Source organism: Ruminococcus sp. RTP21484sp1_RTP21281st1_A8_RTP21281_210402, from assembly GCF_040914025.1.
GTDB lineage: Bacteria > Bacillota > Clostridia > Lachnospirales > Lachnospiraceae > Blautia_A > Blautia_A faecis.
On the sequence record NZ_JBCPGE010000047.1, the window covers coordinates 2,288 to 16,414 of the forward strand.

12 protein-coding genes and 1 pseudogene are annotated in these 14,127 nt (G+C 45.8%); 2 read left to right on the plus strand and 11 right to left on the minus strand.

All coding sequences use genetic code 11. The features are described 5' to 3' along the window. Positions 1-366: pseudogene (locus AB5170_RS18065) on the plus strand (sodium-dependent transporter); the annotation flags it as partial. A 147-nt stretch (positions 367-513) separates the two neighbouring features. Next, positions 514-1,767: a CapA family protein gene (locus tag AB5170_RS18070; protein WP_173771386.1), complete on the plus strand. Its 1,254-nt coding sequence runs from the start codon at positions 514-516 to the stop codon at positions 1,765-1,767. A 54-nt stretch (positions 1,768-1,821) separates the two neighbouring features. Here AB5170_RS18070 and queA read toward each other — a convergent pair whose 3' ends face one another. The 11 genes from queA to smc all read right to left on the minus strand — a co-directional run bounded on the left by queA (position 1,822) and on the right by smc (position 14,109). Then, positions 1,822-2,847: a tRNA preQ1(34) S-adenosylmethionine ribosyltransferase-isomerase QueA gene (gene queA, locus AB5170_RS18075; RefSeq protein WP_118578849.1), complete on the minus strand. Its 1,026-nt coding sequence runs from the start codon at positions 2,845-2,847 to the stop codon at positions 1,822-1,824. Beyond that, positions 2,834-3,598, minus strand: coding sequence for a tRNA (guanosine(37)-N1)-methyltransferase TrmD (gene trmD, locus AB5170_RS18080; RefSeq protein WP_173771384.1), 765 nt, complete (start codon positions 3,596-3,598; stop codon positions 2,834-2,836). Before trmD ends, queA begins: the two co-directional genes overlap by 14 nt. After that, on the minus strand, positions 3,599-4,102 hold the full coding sequence (gene rimM, locus AB5170_RS18085) for a ribosome maturation factor RimM (protein ID WP_173771382.1): 504 nt from the start codon (positions 4,100-4,102) through the stop codon (positions 3,599-3,601). It abuts the gene before it with no gap. A gap of 104 nt (positions 4,103-4,206) precedes the next feature. After that, the gene (locus AB5170_RS18090; RefSeq protein ID WP_021926512.1) at positions 4,207-4,437 is read right to left on the minus strand and encodes a KH domain-containing protein; all 231 of its coding nucleotides are present in this window, start codon (positions 4,435-4,437) and stop codon (positions 4,207-4,209) included. A 159-nt stretch (positions 4,438-4,596) separates the two neighbouring features. Next, positions 4,597-4,842 carry a 30S ribosomal protein S16 gene (rpsP, locus tag AB5170_RS18095; protein WP_117852013.1) on the minus strand — a complete coding sequence of 82 codons (246 nt, stop codon included), beginning with the start codon at positions 4,840-4,842 and terminating at the stop codon, positions 4,597-4,599. 54 nt (positions 4,843-4,896) lie between these two features. Next, complete coding sequence (ffh, locus tag AB5170_RS18100; protein WP_173771380.1) at positions 4,897-6,249, minus strand: signal recognition particle protein; 1,353 nt, start codon at positions 6,247-6,249, stop codon at positions 4,897-4,899. A 3-nt stretch (positions 6,250-6,252) separates the two neighbouring features. Next, positions 6,253-6,576 (minus strand): YlxM family DNA-binding protein, encoded by a 324-nt coding sequence (ylxM, locus tag AB5170_RS18105; protein WP_118578857.1) that lies wholly within the window; start codon positions 6,574-6,576, stop codon positions 6,253-6,255. A gap of 423 nt (positions 6,577-6,999) precedes the next feature. Beyond that, positions 7,000-8,061, minus strand: coding sequence for a tryptophan--tRNA ligase (trpS, locus tag AB5170_RS18110; RefSeq protein ID WP_173771378.1), 1,062 nt, complete (start codon positions 8,059-8,061; stop codon positions 7,000-7,002). Positions 8,062-8,351: 290 nt separating this feature from the next. Then, positions 8,352-9,563 (minus strand): threonine ammonia-lyase, encoded by a 1,212-nt coding sequence (ilvA, locus tag AB5170_RS18115; protein ID WP_118578861.1) that lies wholly within the window; start codon positions 9,561-9,563, stop codon positions 8,352-8,354. 29 nt (positions 9,564-9,592) lie between these two features. After that, positions 9,593-10,534 (minus strand): signal recognition particle-docking protein FtsY, encoded by a 942-nt coding sequence (gene ftsY / locus AB5170_RS18120; RefSeq protein WP_118578863.1) that lies wholly within the window; start codon positions 10,532-10,534, stop codon positions 9,593-9,595. A 14-nt stretch (positions 10,535-10,548) separates the two neighbouring features. Further along, positions 10,549-14,109 (minus strand): chromosome segregation protein SMC, encoded by a 3,561-nt coding sequence (smc, locus tag AB5170_RS18125; protein WP_368361817.1) that lies wholly within the window; start codon positions 14,107-14,109, stop codon positions 10,549-10,551. Positions 14,110-14,127 lie beyond the last annotated feature (18 nt).

Consider the following 14,127-nt stretch of genomic DNA (forward strand, 5'->3'; position numbering starts at 1 on the left):
GATCTGTGGAGCTGGAGCCGTAAGAAGGCAGTTCTGGTAAACGGAATTGCAATCTTTGTTTTATCCATGCCATGCGTACTTGGTTTCAACGTATGGAGCGGATTTCAGCCACTGGGCGCAGGAAGCACCATCCAGGATCTGGAGGACTTCATCATCTCCAATAACCTGCTTCCGCTTGGAAGCCTTGTTTACCTGCTGTTCTGCGTAACCCGCTACGGATGGGGATGGGACAATTTCATCAAAGAAGCGGATACAGGAAACGGCATTAAATTCCCGAAGTGGGCACGTCCATATCTTACCTATGTACTGCCGCTTATTGTACTGTTGATTTTCGTGATGGGTTATTACGATAAATTCTTCAGATAAATATTATTGTAATGTAAATCAAAGGCAAAAGTTCACAGGGCTATTCACTCAAAACATGACCTATGGATTTTTGCCTCAATGTTTATACGGAACAAACACGTCGCCTGTCGGCGACATCATATACAAAAGCCATATGAGGACAGACGTATGCAAAAGAAAAAGAATTTATACAAAAAATCCAAATATTACCGCCGGCGCCAGAAAAAAATCCGGCAGATCTGTATGACCGCAGGTGGTGTCCTGCTGCTGGTGGTACTGCTCCTGATCGTCCGGGGATGTGCAGGAAAGACAAAGAGTGTAAACTCTTCGAATATAAACAACGCAACCGACGAAAATACAACTGGTTCTGCTCTTTCTTCTGACAGCGAAAAGAACGATTCTTCATTTGCCGATGGAGCTAAGCAGACTGCAGAATCTTCCAGTGACAGCTCAGATTCATCTTCTGATTCCGAAAGCAGCGATACTGTTTCAACAAAATCGAAGCACGACACCCCAGTCACCCTTACTATAAGCGTTGTGGGAGACTGTACCCTTGGTACAGATGAAGCCTTCGATTACAGTACCAGCCTGAATGCATATTTTGAAAATTATGGAAAAGAATACTTTTTACAGAATGTAAAGAGCATTTTTGAAACAGATGACCTGACTATCGCCAACAATGAAGGAACCTTCACAGACAGCAGCAGCCGCGAGGATAAAACCTTCGCATTCAAAGCACCCGCATCTTTTGCAGGAATTTACTCCAGCAGTTCTGTAGAAGCAGTAAACACAGCCAACAACCACAGCCATGATTACGGCGAGCAGAGCTTTCAGGATACCATGGATGCCCTGGATGCCCAGGGAATTGTTCATTTCGGCTATGATGAGACGGCTGTAATGGATATAAAAGGGGTAAAAGTAGGTCTTGTGGGAATCTATGAGTTATACGATCATCTAGAGCGTGAACAGCAGCTGAAAGACAACATTGCCAAGGTAAAAGAAGATGGCGCAGAGCTGATCATCGTTATCTTCCACTGGGGAAATGAAAAAGAAACCGTTCCAGACTCCAATCAGACCACACTTGGACATCTTGCCATTGACCTTGGTGCTGATCTTGTGTGTGGACATCATCCTCATGTACTTCAGGGAATTGAAGAATATAAAGGAAAGAATATTGTATACAGCCTTGGAAACTTCTGCTTCGGCGGAAACAGCGCCCCAAGTGACATGGACAGTATGATTTTCCAGCAGACCTTTACCATCTCAAACGACGGCGTAAAAGCAGATAATGTAACAAATATCATCCCATGTTCCATCTCCTCCGCTTACGGCTATAACAATTACCAGCCAACACCTGCTGAAGGGGATGAAAAGACCAGAATTATGAAAAAAATCCAGGAAAGAAGTTCCTGGATCGGATAGAAAAAATATGTTATTCAGCACCCCCAGAGCGAAAGCTCCGGGGGTATTTTTTGATTATAATATCAGCATCGCATCTCCAAATGAAAAGAACCGGTACTTCTCCTGCACTGCCACCTCATAGGCATGCAGAATATTCTCTTTTCCAGCCAGTGCAGACACCAGCATAACCAGTGTGGATTCCGGCAGATGGAAGTTGGTGATCAGACCGTCGATCATCTTAAATTTATAGCCTGGATAGATGAAAATTTCAGTCCAGCCACTTCCGGATTTCAGGACTCCATCCTCACCAGTTGCAGACTCCAGTGTACGGCAGCTGGTAGTTCCAACTGCGATCACACGTCCGCCATTTTTCTTGGTATCGTTGATCAGCTTCGCCTGGTCTTCTTCCACAATGTAAAATTCAGAATGCATGTGATGCTGTTCTACATCATCTACTTTAACCGGACGGAAAGTTCCAAGACCTACGTGAAGCGTTACATGGGCAATATTTACGCCCTTGGCTTTCACCTGTTCCAGAAGTTCTTTGGTGAAATGCAGACCTGCTGTAGGAGCTGCTGCGGAACCCTCATTCTTTGCATAAACAGTCTGGTAGCGATTCTTATCCTTTAATTTATGAGTGATATATGGCGGCAGCGGCATCTCTCCCAGCTGGTCCAAAATCTCCTCAAAAATGCCTTCATAATGGAACTGGATCAGACGGTTGCCTTCGTCCACCACGTCGATGATCTCGCCCTCTAAAATGCCGTCGCCAAATGTGATTTTGGCACCTGGACGAGCCTTTTTGCCAGGCTTTACCAGGCATTCCCAGATATCGTTCTCTCTTCTTTTCAGAAGAAGGATTTCGATCACTGCGCCAGTCTCTTCCTTGTGACCGTAAAGCCTTGCCGGAATAACCTTGGTATCATTGATAACCAAAGTATCACCTTCATTCAGATAGTCCAGTATATCCCTGAAATGGCGATGCTCAATACTGCCATCTGCCATAGAAAGATGCATAAGTCTGGAAGAACTTCTATCCTCCAGCGGATCCTGGGCGATCAGCTCCTGAGGGAGCTCATAGTAAAAATCAGATGTTCTCATCTTTGGATTCCTCCTCTTTCCACTGCTTTTTCAGCTGCCGCACAAAATTCCATTCTTTGTTGGTGAGATCTGCCTTTTTCAGCAGATCCGGACGCCTTCTGGCTGTACGAATGATAGACTGCTCTCTGCGCCACTTCTCTATATTTGCATGATGACCGGACATAAGAACCTCCGGAACCTTTTTACCATGCCACTCTTCCGGGCGGCTGTACTGGGGATATTCCAGAAGGTTTCCTGCAAAGGACTCGGTCTCGCCAGACTCCTGATTGCTGAGCACGCCTGGAACCATGCGGGAAATAGAGTCCATCATAACCATGGCCGGAAGCTCGCCGCCTGTAAGCACATAGTCTCCGATAGACACATAATCCGTCACAATTTCTTCCAGAACACGCTCATCAATTCCCTCATAGTGACCGCAAAGGAAAACCAGGTCTTCCTCTTTCGCCATGTCTCTTGCCATCTGCTGATTAAACACCTGTCCCTGCGGGGTGAGATAAACCACACGGGGGCGCTTCCCTGCTTTCTCGGCAATCGCTTCATAAGCCAGGTAAACCGGTTCTGCCTGCATCAGCATTCCAGCACCGCCGCCGTAAGTATAATCATCTACTTTCTGGTGCTTGTTAAAAGCATAGTCGCGGATATTTATGGCCTCCACAGAAAGGATTCCTGCATTAATGGCACGTCCTGTAATGCTGGTGTTCATTCCATTCCGGATCATTTCCGGAAAAAGGGTCAAAACATGGAATTTCATTTACAAAAGTCCTTTCATCAAATGTACCGTCATCACATTCTCCTCCAGGTCAACATCAAGGATGCATTCCCTGATTGCCGGGAGAAGTACTTCCTGATGATCAGGAAGCTCTACTACGTAAACATCATTGGCTCCTGTCTCCATAACATCTTTCAGGGTTCCGAAATGGGTGTTGTCCTCCAGAACCACTTCCATGCCAATCAGGTCGCCGATGTAATATTCATCTTCATCCAGTTCCTGGGCTTCTTCTCTGGGAACCCACAGGTCTCTGCCTTTGTACATTTCAATATCATTTATATTATCAATCCCGTCAAATTTCAGGATCACAAGATTCTTAAAAAATTTCACGTTACGGATTTCCAGCTTTTTCATCTCTCTGCCAGCATCCAGAATCACGTATTCAAGATCCAGGAAACGCTCCGGATCTGTGGTAGGGAATACTTTTACTTCTCCCCGCACGCCATGAGTGGTGGTAATTACTCCAACCTTTAATAAATCTTCCATTCAAAACTCCTCTACAAAAAACGAATATGTCTGCCGTCCAGGACTTTCATAAGTAAAAACAGGAGCCATGTCTCCACAGCTCCTGCATCCATATATCTTGCTTATCATTGCAGAATATCTACAATCACTTTTTTGCTGCTTTTGGAAGAAGCCGCTTTTACTACGGTACGGATGGCCTTGGCGATTCTGCCCTGACGTCCGATCACCTTACCCATATCAGATGGTCCTACCTTCAGTTCGATAACAACAGCGTCATCCTTTTCTGTTTCGGTAACGACTACTTCGTCCGGATTTTCAACAAGAGATTTTGCAATTACTTCTACTAATTCTTTCATTACACACCTCCCTGATCCCGCCCCGGAGCATATTCAAAAATGCCCTCATCTGGACGTCACAGAAATACCCCCTGAAAATTGCCGGTTACAGTTCACGACTTTCACAGAAAATACTGTGCAATCTGAACCATTCTGGCAACCTCTAAGATACTCCTTAAATTATTTCTCGATTCCGGCCTGTTTGAGGATCTTAGCAACAACCTCTGTAGGCTGAGCACCGTTTGCAAGCCATTTCTTAGCTGCCTCTTCGTCAACCTTGCATACGCTTGGCTCCTGGTTCGGATCGTATGTTCCGATCTCTTCGATACATCTTCCATCACGTTTGCTGCGGGAATCTGCAACAACGATTCTATAGTAAGGTGCTTTCTTCTGTCCCATTCTTCTTAATCTGATCTTAACTGCCATTTTAATTTTCCTCCAATTTACTTTCTCTTTATTAGTTAATTTAATTATTTTATGTTAAAAAGGGAGCTTAAAGCCGCCTCTTTTACCACCCATTTTGCCGCCGCCCATGAGACCCGGCATCTGCTTCATCATCTTCTTGCTCTGCTCAAACTGCTTCACAAGGCGATTGACTTCTGTAACATCCACACCTGCGCCTCTGGCAATCCTATTCTTGCGGGAAAGGTTTAGGATTCCCGGATTGGAACGCTCCTGTGGGGTCATGGAAAGAATAATGGATTTGGTTCTGTCCATTGCTTTCTCATCGATCATGCTCTCCACATCTTTCATCTTGCTTCCCACACCTGGGAGCATATTCAGAATACTAGAGATTCCGCCCATCTTATTCATCTGTTCAAGGCTGGTAAGATAGTCATTGAAATCAAAATCCATCTTCTTCAGCTTCTTGGACATCTCCTGGGCTGCTTCCTGATCCACGGCTGCTTCTGCCTTCTCAATCAGACTCATTACATCTCCCATACCAAGGATACGGGATGCCATTCTCTCCGGATAAAACTGTTCCAGATCGGATAACTTCTCTCCCATACCTACATACAGGATTGGCTTGCCAGTTACGGACTTGATGGAAAGAGCTGCACCACCTCGGGTATCACCATCCATCTTGGTCAGGATCACTCCATCGATTCCAACCTTCTCTGCAAAGGTCTGGGCTACATTGACTGCATCCTGTCCGGTCATGGCATCTACTACAAGGACTGTAGCATCTACCTCAATATTAGACTTAATATCAGCAAGCTCCTGCATCATATCCTCATCGACATGAAGACGTCCTGCTGTATCAATGATCACTACATTCTGCTGATTCGTCTTGGCATGTGCAACAGCTGCCTTGGCTATGTCTACCGGGCTCTGTTTATCACCCATGGTAAAGACTTCCACGCCTTGTTTCTCACCGTTTACCTGCAACTGAGTGATCGCTGCGGGTCTGTAAACGTCACAGGCTACCAGAAGAGGTCTCTTACCTTTAGACTTGATCTTACCTGCAAGCTTGGCTGCCGTAGTGGTCTTACCAGCTCCCTGAAGACCTGCCATCATAATGACAGTCAGATCATTGCCAGGCTTGATCGGAAGCTCTGTAGTCTCGCTTCCCATAAGATTAACCAGCTCTTCATTTACAATCTTGATGACCATCTGGCCTGGGTTCAGTCCGTTCATAACGTCCTGTCCAACTGCACGTTCCTGTACAGATTTCGTGAACTGTTTCACGACTCTGAAGTTAACGTCTGCTTCAAGGAGTGCCATCTTAACTTCTTTAAGAGCAATCTTAACATCCTCTTCGGTCAGACGGCCTTTGCTTCTCAGCTTCTTGAATACATTCTGAAGTTTATCTGTTAAGCTTTCAAATGCCATGAATTATAACTCCTCTAAAATCACATTGGATATTGCCTCAATATCATCAGCGTGATATCCGGATGCAAGCTCATGTATCTTCTGTACCTGTCCCCGGATATTCACAAACTTCTCCACCAGATGCAGCTTCTCTTCATATCCTTCCAGTGCTTTGTCACAGCGTCTGATCATATCATGTACGCCCTGACGGCTGATATTCAGTTCCTCTGCAACCTCACTTAAAGAATAATCCTCCAGAACTACACTCTCGTAGATCTGCTGCTGTCTCTTCGTAAGAAGCTCTCCGTAAAAATCATAGAGCAAAGTACGTTCTACAAACTTTTCCATTCGTTATCACCTTGGGTATCATACCGTATTTTGCGATGTGTGTCAAGTGTTTTTTCTTTACATGCAATATTTTTTATATGTCCAGATTTATTATACGCTATCTCTAATTGTCCGCCCTTATGTTATACTATAAAAGCTGCCGAGCCTCCAGCAGAAAGGAGGTGAATCACATGGAAGAAATTTTCACCGCATTTCTTGTTTCCGTTTTAGCAGGTGTAGTTAGCTACTACATATGCAAATGGCTGGACGGTAAACAATAGGCAGCAACAGCCTAAACGGATCAACTCACCGTAACGAGCAAGAAAGCCCTCAGAGCTGCAACTCTGGGGGCTTTCATTTCGCCGCATGGAATTTCACCGCATTCCTTAGCTACTATCAGCATATGCCATAACCAACGAAATGTCAACTTAAAATTCACATATTTTACTGAATCAAACTATCATCATCAAAATAATTAATTTTCATAGAAGCCTTTACATCCCTCAGAGTCTCAGCTGCCTTTGCCTCAGCCACCTTACTGCCCTCTCTTAAAATATCATAGACATCCGGAATACGCTGCTCCCACATTTTACGGCGCTCTCGAATCGGGCCAAGCTCAGCCTGAAGAACGTTGTTCAGGAACTTCTTAACCTTAACATCTCCAAGTCCGCCTCTCTTATAATGGTCTTTCAGCTCGTCCAGGTTCTGATAATCCGGAAGAAATTCCGGGAAGTATTCTGGTTTGCAGAAAGCATCCAGATAAATAAATACCGGATTGCCATCAACATTTCCCGGATCCTGAACACGAAGATGATTCGGATCCGTGAACATGGACATAACCTTCTTCTTAACCTCATCTGCCTCATCGGAAAGATAAATGCAGTTTCCAAGAGATTTACTCATTTTTGCCTTACCGTCAATACCTGGCAGACGCAGGCACGCCTTGTTGGAAGGAAGTACGATCTCCGGCTCTGTAAGTGTCTCACCATATACTGTGTTAAACTTGTGTACGATCTCTTTGCACTGCTCCAGCATAGGAAGCTGATCCTCTCCAACCGGAACTGCTGTTGCACGGAAGGCTGTAATATCAGCAGCCTGGCTGATCGGATAGCAGAAGAATCCAACCGGAATGCTGGCTTCGAAATTACGCATCTGGATCTCAGATTTCACAGTAGGGTTACGCTGAACACGGGCTACTGTAACCAGATTCATATAATAGAAAGTAAGCTCTGTAAGCTCCGGAACCATAGACTGGATGAAAATTGTGGATTTCTCCGGATCAATCCCACAAGCCAGATAATCAAGTGCTACCTGGATAATATTCTGACGAACCTTCTCCGGGTGCTCTGCGTTATCAGTAAGCGCCTGGGCATCCGCGATCATAATATAAATCTCGTCATAATTTCCGGAATTCTGAAGCTTTACACGCTCAGATAAAGAGCCTACATAATGTCCCACATGAAGACGGCCTGTAGGGCGGTCTCCTGTTAAAATTACTTTTTTCATAGTTTGCTACTCCTTATATTCACCGCCATGCCGATCCTTTTTTTAACCAACACAGTTGTACTTATTTATAATCATTTCAGCAAACACTCCCCATTTTTTACATGAATATGCAAAACGCCCAAAGCACATAGACTAACTTTAGTTACTGTTCACTGGTAACATTCCGCGAGGTGTTTTTTGTGAACGGAGTGAACAGTAACTAACTTTATTCATACCAAACTTTATTCATACCATTTGTAATGTTGCTTCAGTTATTAACTGCAAGGCGGGGAAATGCTTCTATTTTTCAATTACAGACTTGCGCGAATTACTTTCGGTCTGCATCCGGCAGTCTCCAGCGCTTTCACGATCTGATTCTTATGGTCTGTACCAAACGCCTCCAGAGTGATCTTCAGTTCTACAGCTGCATTACGGTTTGTGCTTACAAACTGGTTATGATCCAGCTTGATAACATTTCCCTGATTCTCTGCAATAATAGAAGCCACACGTACCAGTTCACCAGGCTTATCCGGGATAAGAACAGATACGGTAAAGATTCTGTCACGCTGGATCAAGCCATGCTGTACTACAGAAGACATGGTAATCACATCCATATTTCCACCACTTAAAATGGACACAACCTTTTTATTCTTGAAATCAAGATGACGAAGCGCAGCCACTGTCAGAAGTCCTGAATTCTCAACGATCATCTTGTGATTCTCTACCATATCCAGGAATGCAACGATCAGCTCATCATCCTCAACCGTGATGATTTCATCCAGATTCTCCTGGATATATGGGAAAATATGAGAGCCCGGAGTCTGAACTGCAGTACCATCTGCAATGGTGTTTACATGGGGCAGTGTAACAACCTCCCCTTTCTCAAGAGAAGCCTTCATACAGGCTGCACCTGCTGGCTCTACACCGATTACTTTAATATGAGGATTAAGAAGCTTGGCAAGTGTGGATACACCTGTTGCAAGTCCGCCTCCACCGATTGGCACCAGAATATAATCTACAAGAGGAAGCTCCTGAATGATCTCCATAGCAATGGTTCCCTGGCCGGTAGCAACTGCAGGATCATCAAAAGGATGAATAAAGGTATAGCCCTTTTCTTCAGCAAGCTCCAGAGCATATGCACAGGCCTCATCATAAACATCACCATGAAGAATAACCTCTGCGCCATACCCTTTTGTACGCTCTACTTTAATAAGCGGTGTAGTGGTCGGCATTACGATCACGGCCTTCACACCGTATTTGTGTGCCGCATATGCCACACCCTGTGCATGATTTCCAGCGGAAGCTGTGATCAGGCCTTTGCCCCTCTCCTCGTCGGAAAGAGTACTGATCTTATAATAAGCTCCACGCACCTTATATGCACCTGTTCTCTGCATGTTCTCTGGTTTGAAGAAGACCTTGTTTCCAGTGAGTTCAGAGAAATAACTGCTCTTCACCAGCTTGGTCTCCTGGGTTACCTGCTTAACTATTTCTGCCGCTTCTTCAAAACTCTCTAATGTAAGCATTTTTATTTTTCCTCCTGTAGTCTGTGGGGTTAGTTTTCATCCGGATGAATGTCAAACAACGCATCCACAAAAGAATTTGCATCGAATTTCTGTAAATCGTCAATGCTCTCACCAACGCCGATATATTTCACCGGAATATCAAGCTCAGACTGGATTGCCACCGCAATACCACCCTTGGCTGTACCATCAAGCTTGGTAAGAATGATACCGGTTACATTTGCCACCTCTGCAAACTGTCTTGCCTGCACAAGTGCGTTCTGTCCTGTCGTTCCATCCAGAACCACCAGAGTTTCCAGATACGCTTCCGGATATTCCTTCTCCAGAATGCGGTAAATCTTGCGAAGCTCTTCCATAAGATTCTTCTTATTATGAAGTCTTCCTGCGGTATCACAGATCAGAACGTCTGCATTGCGGGCCTTGGCTGCTGCCACTGCATCATAGACAACTGATGCCGGGTCTGCTCCATCCTGACCGCCAATGATCTCCACTCCTGCCCGGTTCGCCCACTGGGTCAGCTGTTCCCCTGCCGCTGCACGGAAAGTATCCGCAGCACCAAGAATAACCTTTTTGCCCTGGTCCTTCAGCTTGCCGGCAAGTTTTCCAACGGAAGTTGTTTTTCCAACACCATTGACACCGATCACAAGAATAACGGATTTACGGTTTTCAAACTCGTACTCTGTGCTGTCCACCGTCATCTGCTCCTTGATGGTATCAATAAGAAGCTGCTTGCACTCCTTGGGATCCCTGATATTCCGGATCTCCACCTGGTCTTTTAATTTGTCCAGAATGGCTGTGGTAGCATTGATTCCAATGTCACCCATGATTAGGATTTCTTCCAGTTCCTCATAAAAATCATCATCTATTGTTGAATAGCCGGTGAAAAGAGAATCGAATCCTGCCACAATGTTGTCTCTTGTTTTTGTCAGGCCACTGACAAGTCTTTTAAAAAAGCCCTTCTTTTCCTCTGCCATTTCCTCTCCTCCTTTTACTGCGTAAGCTGGTTTTCCACAAGATCAACGGAAACCAGCGTGGAGACGCCTTTCTCCTGCATGGTAATACCATAAAGTCTGTCTGCGGCATTCATAGTACCACGCCTGTGTGTTATTATAATAAATTGCGTGTTCTTCGTCAACTTCTGAAGATAGCCTGCGAAACGACCTACATTCGAATCGTCAAGTGCCGCCTCGATCTCATCAAGAAGACAGAATGGCGACGGCTTCAGATTCTGGATTGCAAACAAAAGTGCGATTGCAGTAAGTGCCTTCTCACCACCGGAAAGCTGCATCATATTCTGAAGCTTTTTGCCTGGCGGCTGGGAAATAATACGAATTCCTGCTTCCAGAATGTCCACGTCTTCCTCAAGCTCCAGAGTGCCCTTACCGCCTCCAAACAATTCCTTGAAAGCCTTGTCAAACTCTCTCTGGATATCCTGGAATTTCTCCGTAAACTGTTTACGCATTCCCTCATCCAGTTCCTGGATAATGTTCTCCAGCTGTGCTTCTGCGGTTTTCAGATCCTCATACTGTCCGGAAAGGAAAGCATGACGCTCTGAAATCTCCTTATATTCCTCAATTGCATTTACATTAACGTTACCAAGCTTACGGATTTCATCCTTCACCTGGGCAATTTCTTTCTTCATGGCTTTCAGATCGTTCAGCTCTTCTTTTTTGTACTGAAGGGCATTGTTCGGGGTGATCTCATACTCATTCCACATATAGGAAATCTGAGATTCCCTGTGCTCTTCCAGCTTCTCGATCTGGCTTTTCAGACGGTAACACTCTTTGTCCAGAAGTGAAATCCTGCCGGACAGCTGATCCCGCTTCTCAAAAAATGCCTTGTGGCTGGCATTTTTTTCATCCTTCACACTCTGCCAGCTCTCCATCTGAGCCTTCGCCTTGGTTTCATCCTCTTCCAAAGTCCGGATCACTGCCTCCAGGTTCTCTACAGACTGGCGCTTTCTCTCATTCTCTTCGCCGCCAAGCTCCAGCGTTTCATAAATATCTGCTTCCTCCTGGCGAAGAGCTTCCATCTCATGGGTCAGACGGCCCAGAGTCTCTGCTGCGAAGCTTTCTTTCTGCTGGGCTGTACTTGCTTCCAGGCGAAGAGCCTCCAGTTTCCTGGAAACCTCCTGCTCCTCAGCCCTCCAGTTCTCTAATTCTTCCTGTTTATTCTGGATAAAAGTCTCCAGTTCTTTCTCATCCTGCTCAGAAGCCTTCAATTCTTCGGCAATCTTGCTGTGATCAGCCTCTGCCTCCTCGATCTGACGGCGGATTTCCATCTGCTCTCTCTGAATCTCTCCGTAGCCAGCCTGGATTTCCTTTGTCTTGGCCTCTACCTGGTTAATGTTCATCTTCGCCGTGTTCTGGGCAACATACTGCTGACGCAGTTTTTCCTGCAGATCTGCAATGGTGTCACGCATAACATTACGCTTGCTTCGATTATCATTAATAGCAGTCTGCATGTCATCCATATCTTTTCGAAGAGCCTTCACACTGGATTCCAGTTCATCGATCTCACGGCGGCGGCCAAGAAGGTTGCTGTTATTCTTAAAAGAACCACCTGACATAGAACCGCCCGGGCTGAAGGATTCCCCCTCCACAGTTACCATACGAAGACTGTGCCGGTACTTTCGCGCAATGGCAATGGCATTGTCAATGTGATCCACCACAAGCACACGACCCAGAAGATAAGTAGCAAGTCCGGCATACTCCGGACCTGTAGTTACCAGTTCACTGGCAAGCCCGATCACTCCCGGCTCCTGCAGCGCATCCCTCTGGGTAAAACCACTTCTGGTATTGATACTGTTAAGCGGAAGGAACGTAGCACGGCCGAAACGGTTTTTCTTCAGAAATTCAATCATGTGCTTGGCAGTCTGTTCATTGTCTGTGACAATGTTCTGAATACTTCCGCCAAGAGCCGTCTCAATGGCGATCTCATACTCCTTATTTACCTGGATCAGATCTGCTACAACACCCTTAATTCCCGGTACTCGGTCCTTCTGTTCCATTACACGGCGGATACTGTTTCCGTATCCGTCATAGCGCTCTGTAATATTTTTCAAAGATTCCAGCCTGGAAGCCTCACGGTGATATGCGCTCTGGCCGATTTCCATCTGGCCGTTCTGTTTCTTTAATTCATCTGTAATTTTATGTACTTCATTATCCAGGCGCTGACACTCTGCATTCATGTCCTGGATAAGTGTGGTAATTCCCTGAAACTTCTCCTTTGCCCTCTCCAGCTCACTCTGCTGCTGGGCTTCCTCTGTTTTCAAATGAAGCTGTCTCTGACTGATTCCCGCTTTACGGATATCGATCTGCTCCATCATGGTATCGAAACGCTGGGCTTTTCCTTTGGTAGTGGCACGGGTATTGAGAAGCTCGATAATCTCGTTCTTGCCATTCTCCACTGCCTGGGAGCACTCTTCGATCTGTGCCTGAATATTGGAAATCCGGTCCTCTTCTGCCTCCTGGCGCTTCCTTGCTTCCAGAAGAGCTGCATGGAGCTGGGATTTCTCCGCCTCCTGCCTCTCCAGAGACTCCTGGCGTTCCTTCAGATCCGCCTCAATGGACTGCAGACGGCTCTTGTAATGTTCTTCACTCTGCACTCCGGACAAAATCTGTTCCCGAAGTACCTTGGTCTCGCCATCCAGCTGCTGCCTGCGGATTGCCTTATTCTGCGTCTCTTCACGCAGCTGATCCATCTGGGAATTCAACTGTTCCAGTTCCTCTTCCAGACGATCATATTCCACTTTCGTCTGCTCGTAGGCCTTCTGATTCTCCTCCAGCTCCTCAGCAGCCCGGGTATTCTTGGTATCCAGCTCTTTTAATTCACGGCTGGTCTCCTCGTTTTCCAGAAGAAAACTGTTCACATCCAGTTCCCGCAAAGTGTCTCTTTTGGCAAGATAAATTCTGGCTGTCTCGGACTGGCGCTCCAAAGGGCCCAATTGTCTGGTAAGCTCACTTAAAATATCGGTAACACGCACCAGGTTCGCCTGCTCGTCCTGCAGCTTCTTAATGGTAGTTGCCTTTCTTCGCTTAAACTTTACGATTCCGGCAGCTTCGTCAAAAAGCTCACGGCGCTCTTCCGGCTTACCACTTAAGATCTTATCGATCTGTCCCTGCCCGATGATGGAATAGCCCTCTTTCCCAATACCGGTATCGTAAAACATCTCATTAATATCCTTCAGACGACAGGCACTTCCATTAATAAGATATTCACTTTCACCGGAGCGGTAAAGTCTTCGGGTAACCGTAACCTCATTAAAATCAACCGGAAGCTTGTGATCGCTGTTATCCAGAGTAATGGCAACAGAAGCAAAGCTAAGGGGCTTTCTGGTCTCCGTGCCGGAAAAAATAACGTCCTGCATGTTTCCGCCTCGAAGCTGCTTGGCACTCTGTTCTCCAAGAACCCAGCGGACCGCATCACCTACGTTGCTTTTCCCACTGCCGTTGGGACCAACGATTCCCGTAATTCCATTATGAAATTCGAAATTGATTTTCTGTGCAAAGGACTTAAACCCGTGCACTTCAATATTTTTTAAATACATGTATTCGAATCCTTGTTA

Bases quoted from the DNA above. Each gene is read 5' to 3' on its own strand.
- smc (WP_368361817.1), bottom strand. From the start codon at position 14,109: ATGTATTTAAAAAATATTGAAGTGCACGGGTTTAAGTCCTTTGCACAG.
- ftsY (WP_118578863.1), bottom strand. From the start codon at position 10,534: ATGGCAGAGGAAAAGAAGGGCTTTTTTAAAAGACTTGTCAGTGGCCTG.
- rimM (WP_173771382.1), bottom strand. From the start codon at position 4,102: ATGGAAGATTTATTAAAGGTTGGAGTAATTACCACCACTCATGGCGTG.
- AB5170_RS18070 (WP_173771386.1), top strand. From the start codon at position 514: ATGCAAAAGAAAAAGAATTTATACAAAAAATCCAAATATTACCGCCGG.
- ylxM (WP_118578857.1), bottom strand. From the start codon at position 6,576: ATGGAAAAGTTTGTAGAACGTACTTTGCTCTATGATTTTTACGGAGAG.
- queA (WP_118578849.1), bottom strand. From the start codon at position 2,847: ATGAGAACATCTGATTTTTACTATGAGCTCCCTCAGGAGCTGATCGCC.
- ffh (WP_173771380.1), bottom strand. From the start codon at position 6,249: ATGGCATTTGAAAGCTTAACAGATAAACTTCAGAATGTATTCAAGAAG.
- ilvA (WP_118578861.1), bottom strand. From the start codon at position 9,563: ATGCTTACATTAGAGAGTTTTGAAGAAGCGGCAGAAATAGTTAAGCAG.
- AB5170_RS18090 (WP_021926512.1), bottom strand. From the start codon at position 4,437: ATGAAAGAATTAGTAGAAGTAATTGCAAAATCTCTTGTTGAAAATCCG.
- trmD (WP_173771384.1), bottom strand. From the start codon at position 3,598: ATGAAATTCCATGTTTTGACCCTTTTTCCGGAAATGATCCGGAATGGA.
- trpS (WP_173771378.1), bottom strand. From the start codon at position 8,061: ATGAAAAAAGTAATTTTAACAGGAGACCGCCCTACAGGCCGTCTTCAT.
- rpsP (WP_117852013.1), bottom strand. From the start codon at position 4,842: ATGGCAGTTAAGATCAGATTAAGAAGAATGGGACAGAAGAAAGCACCT.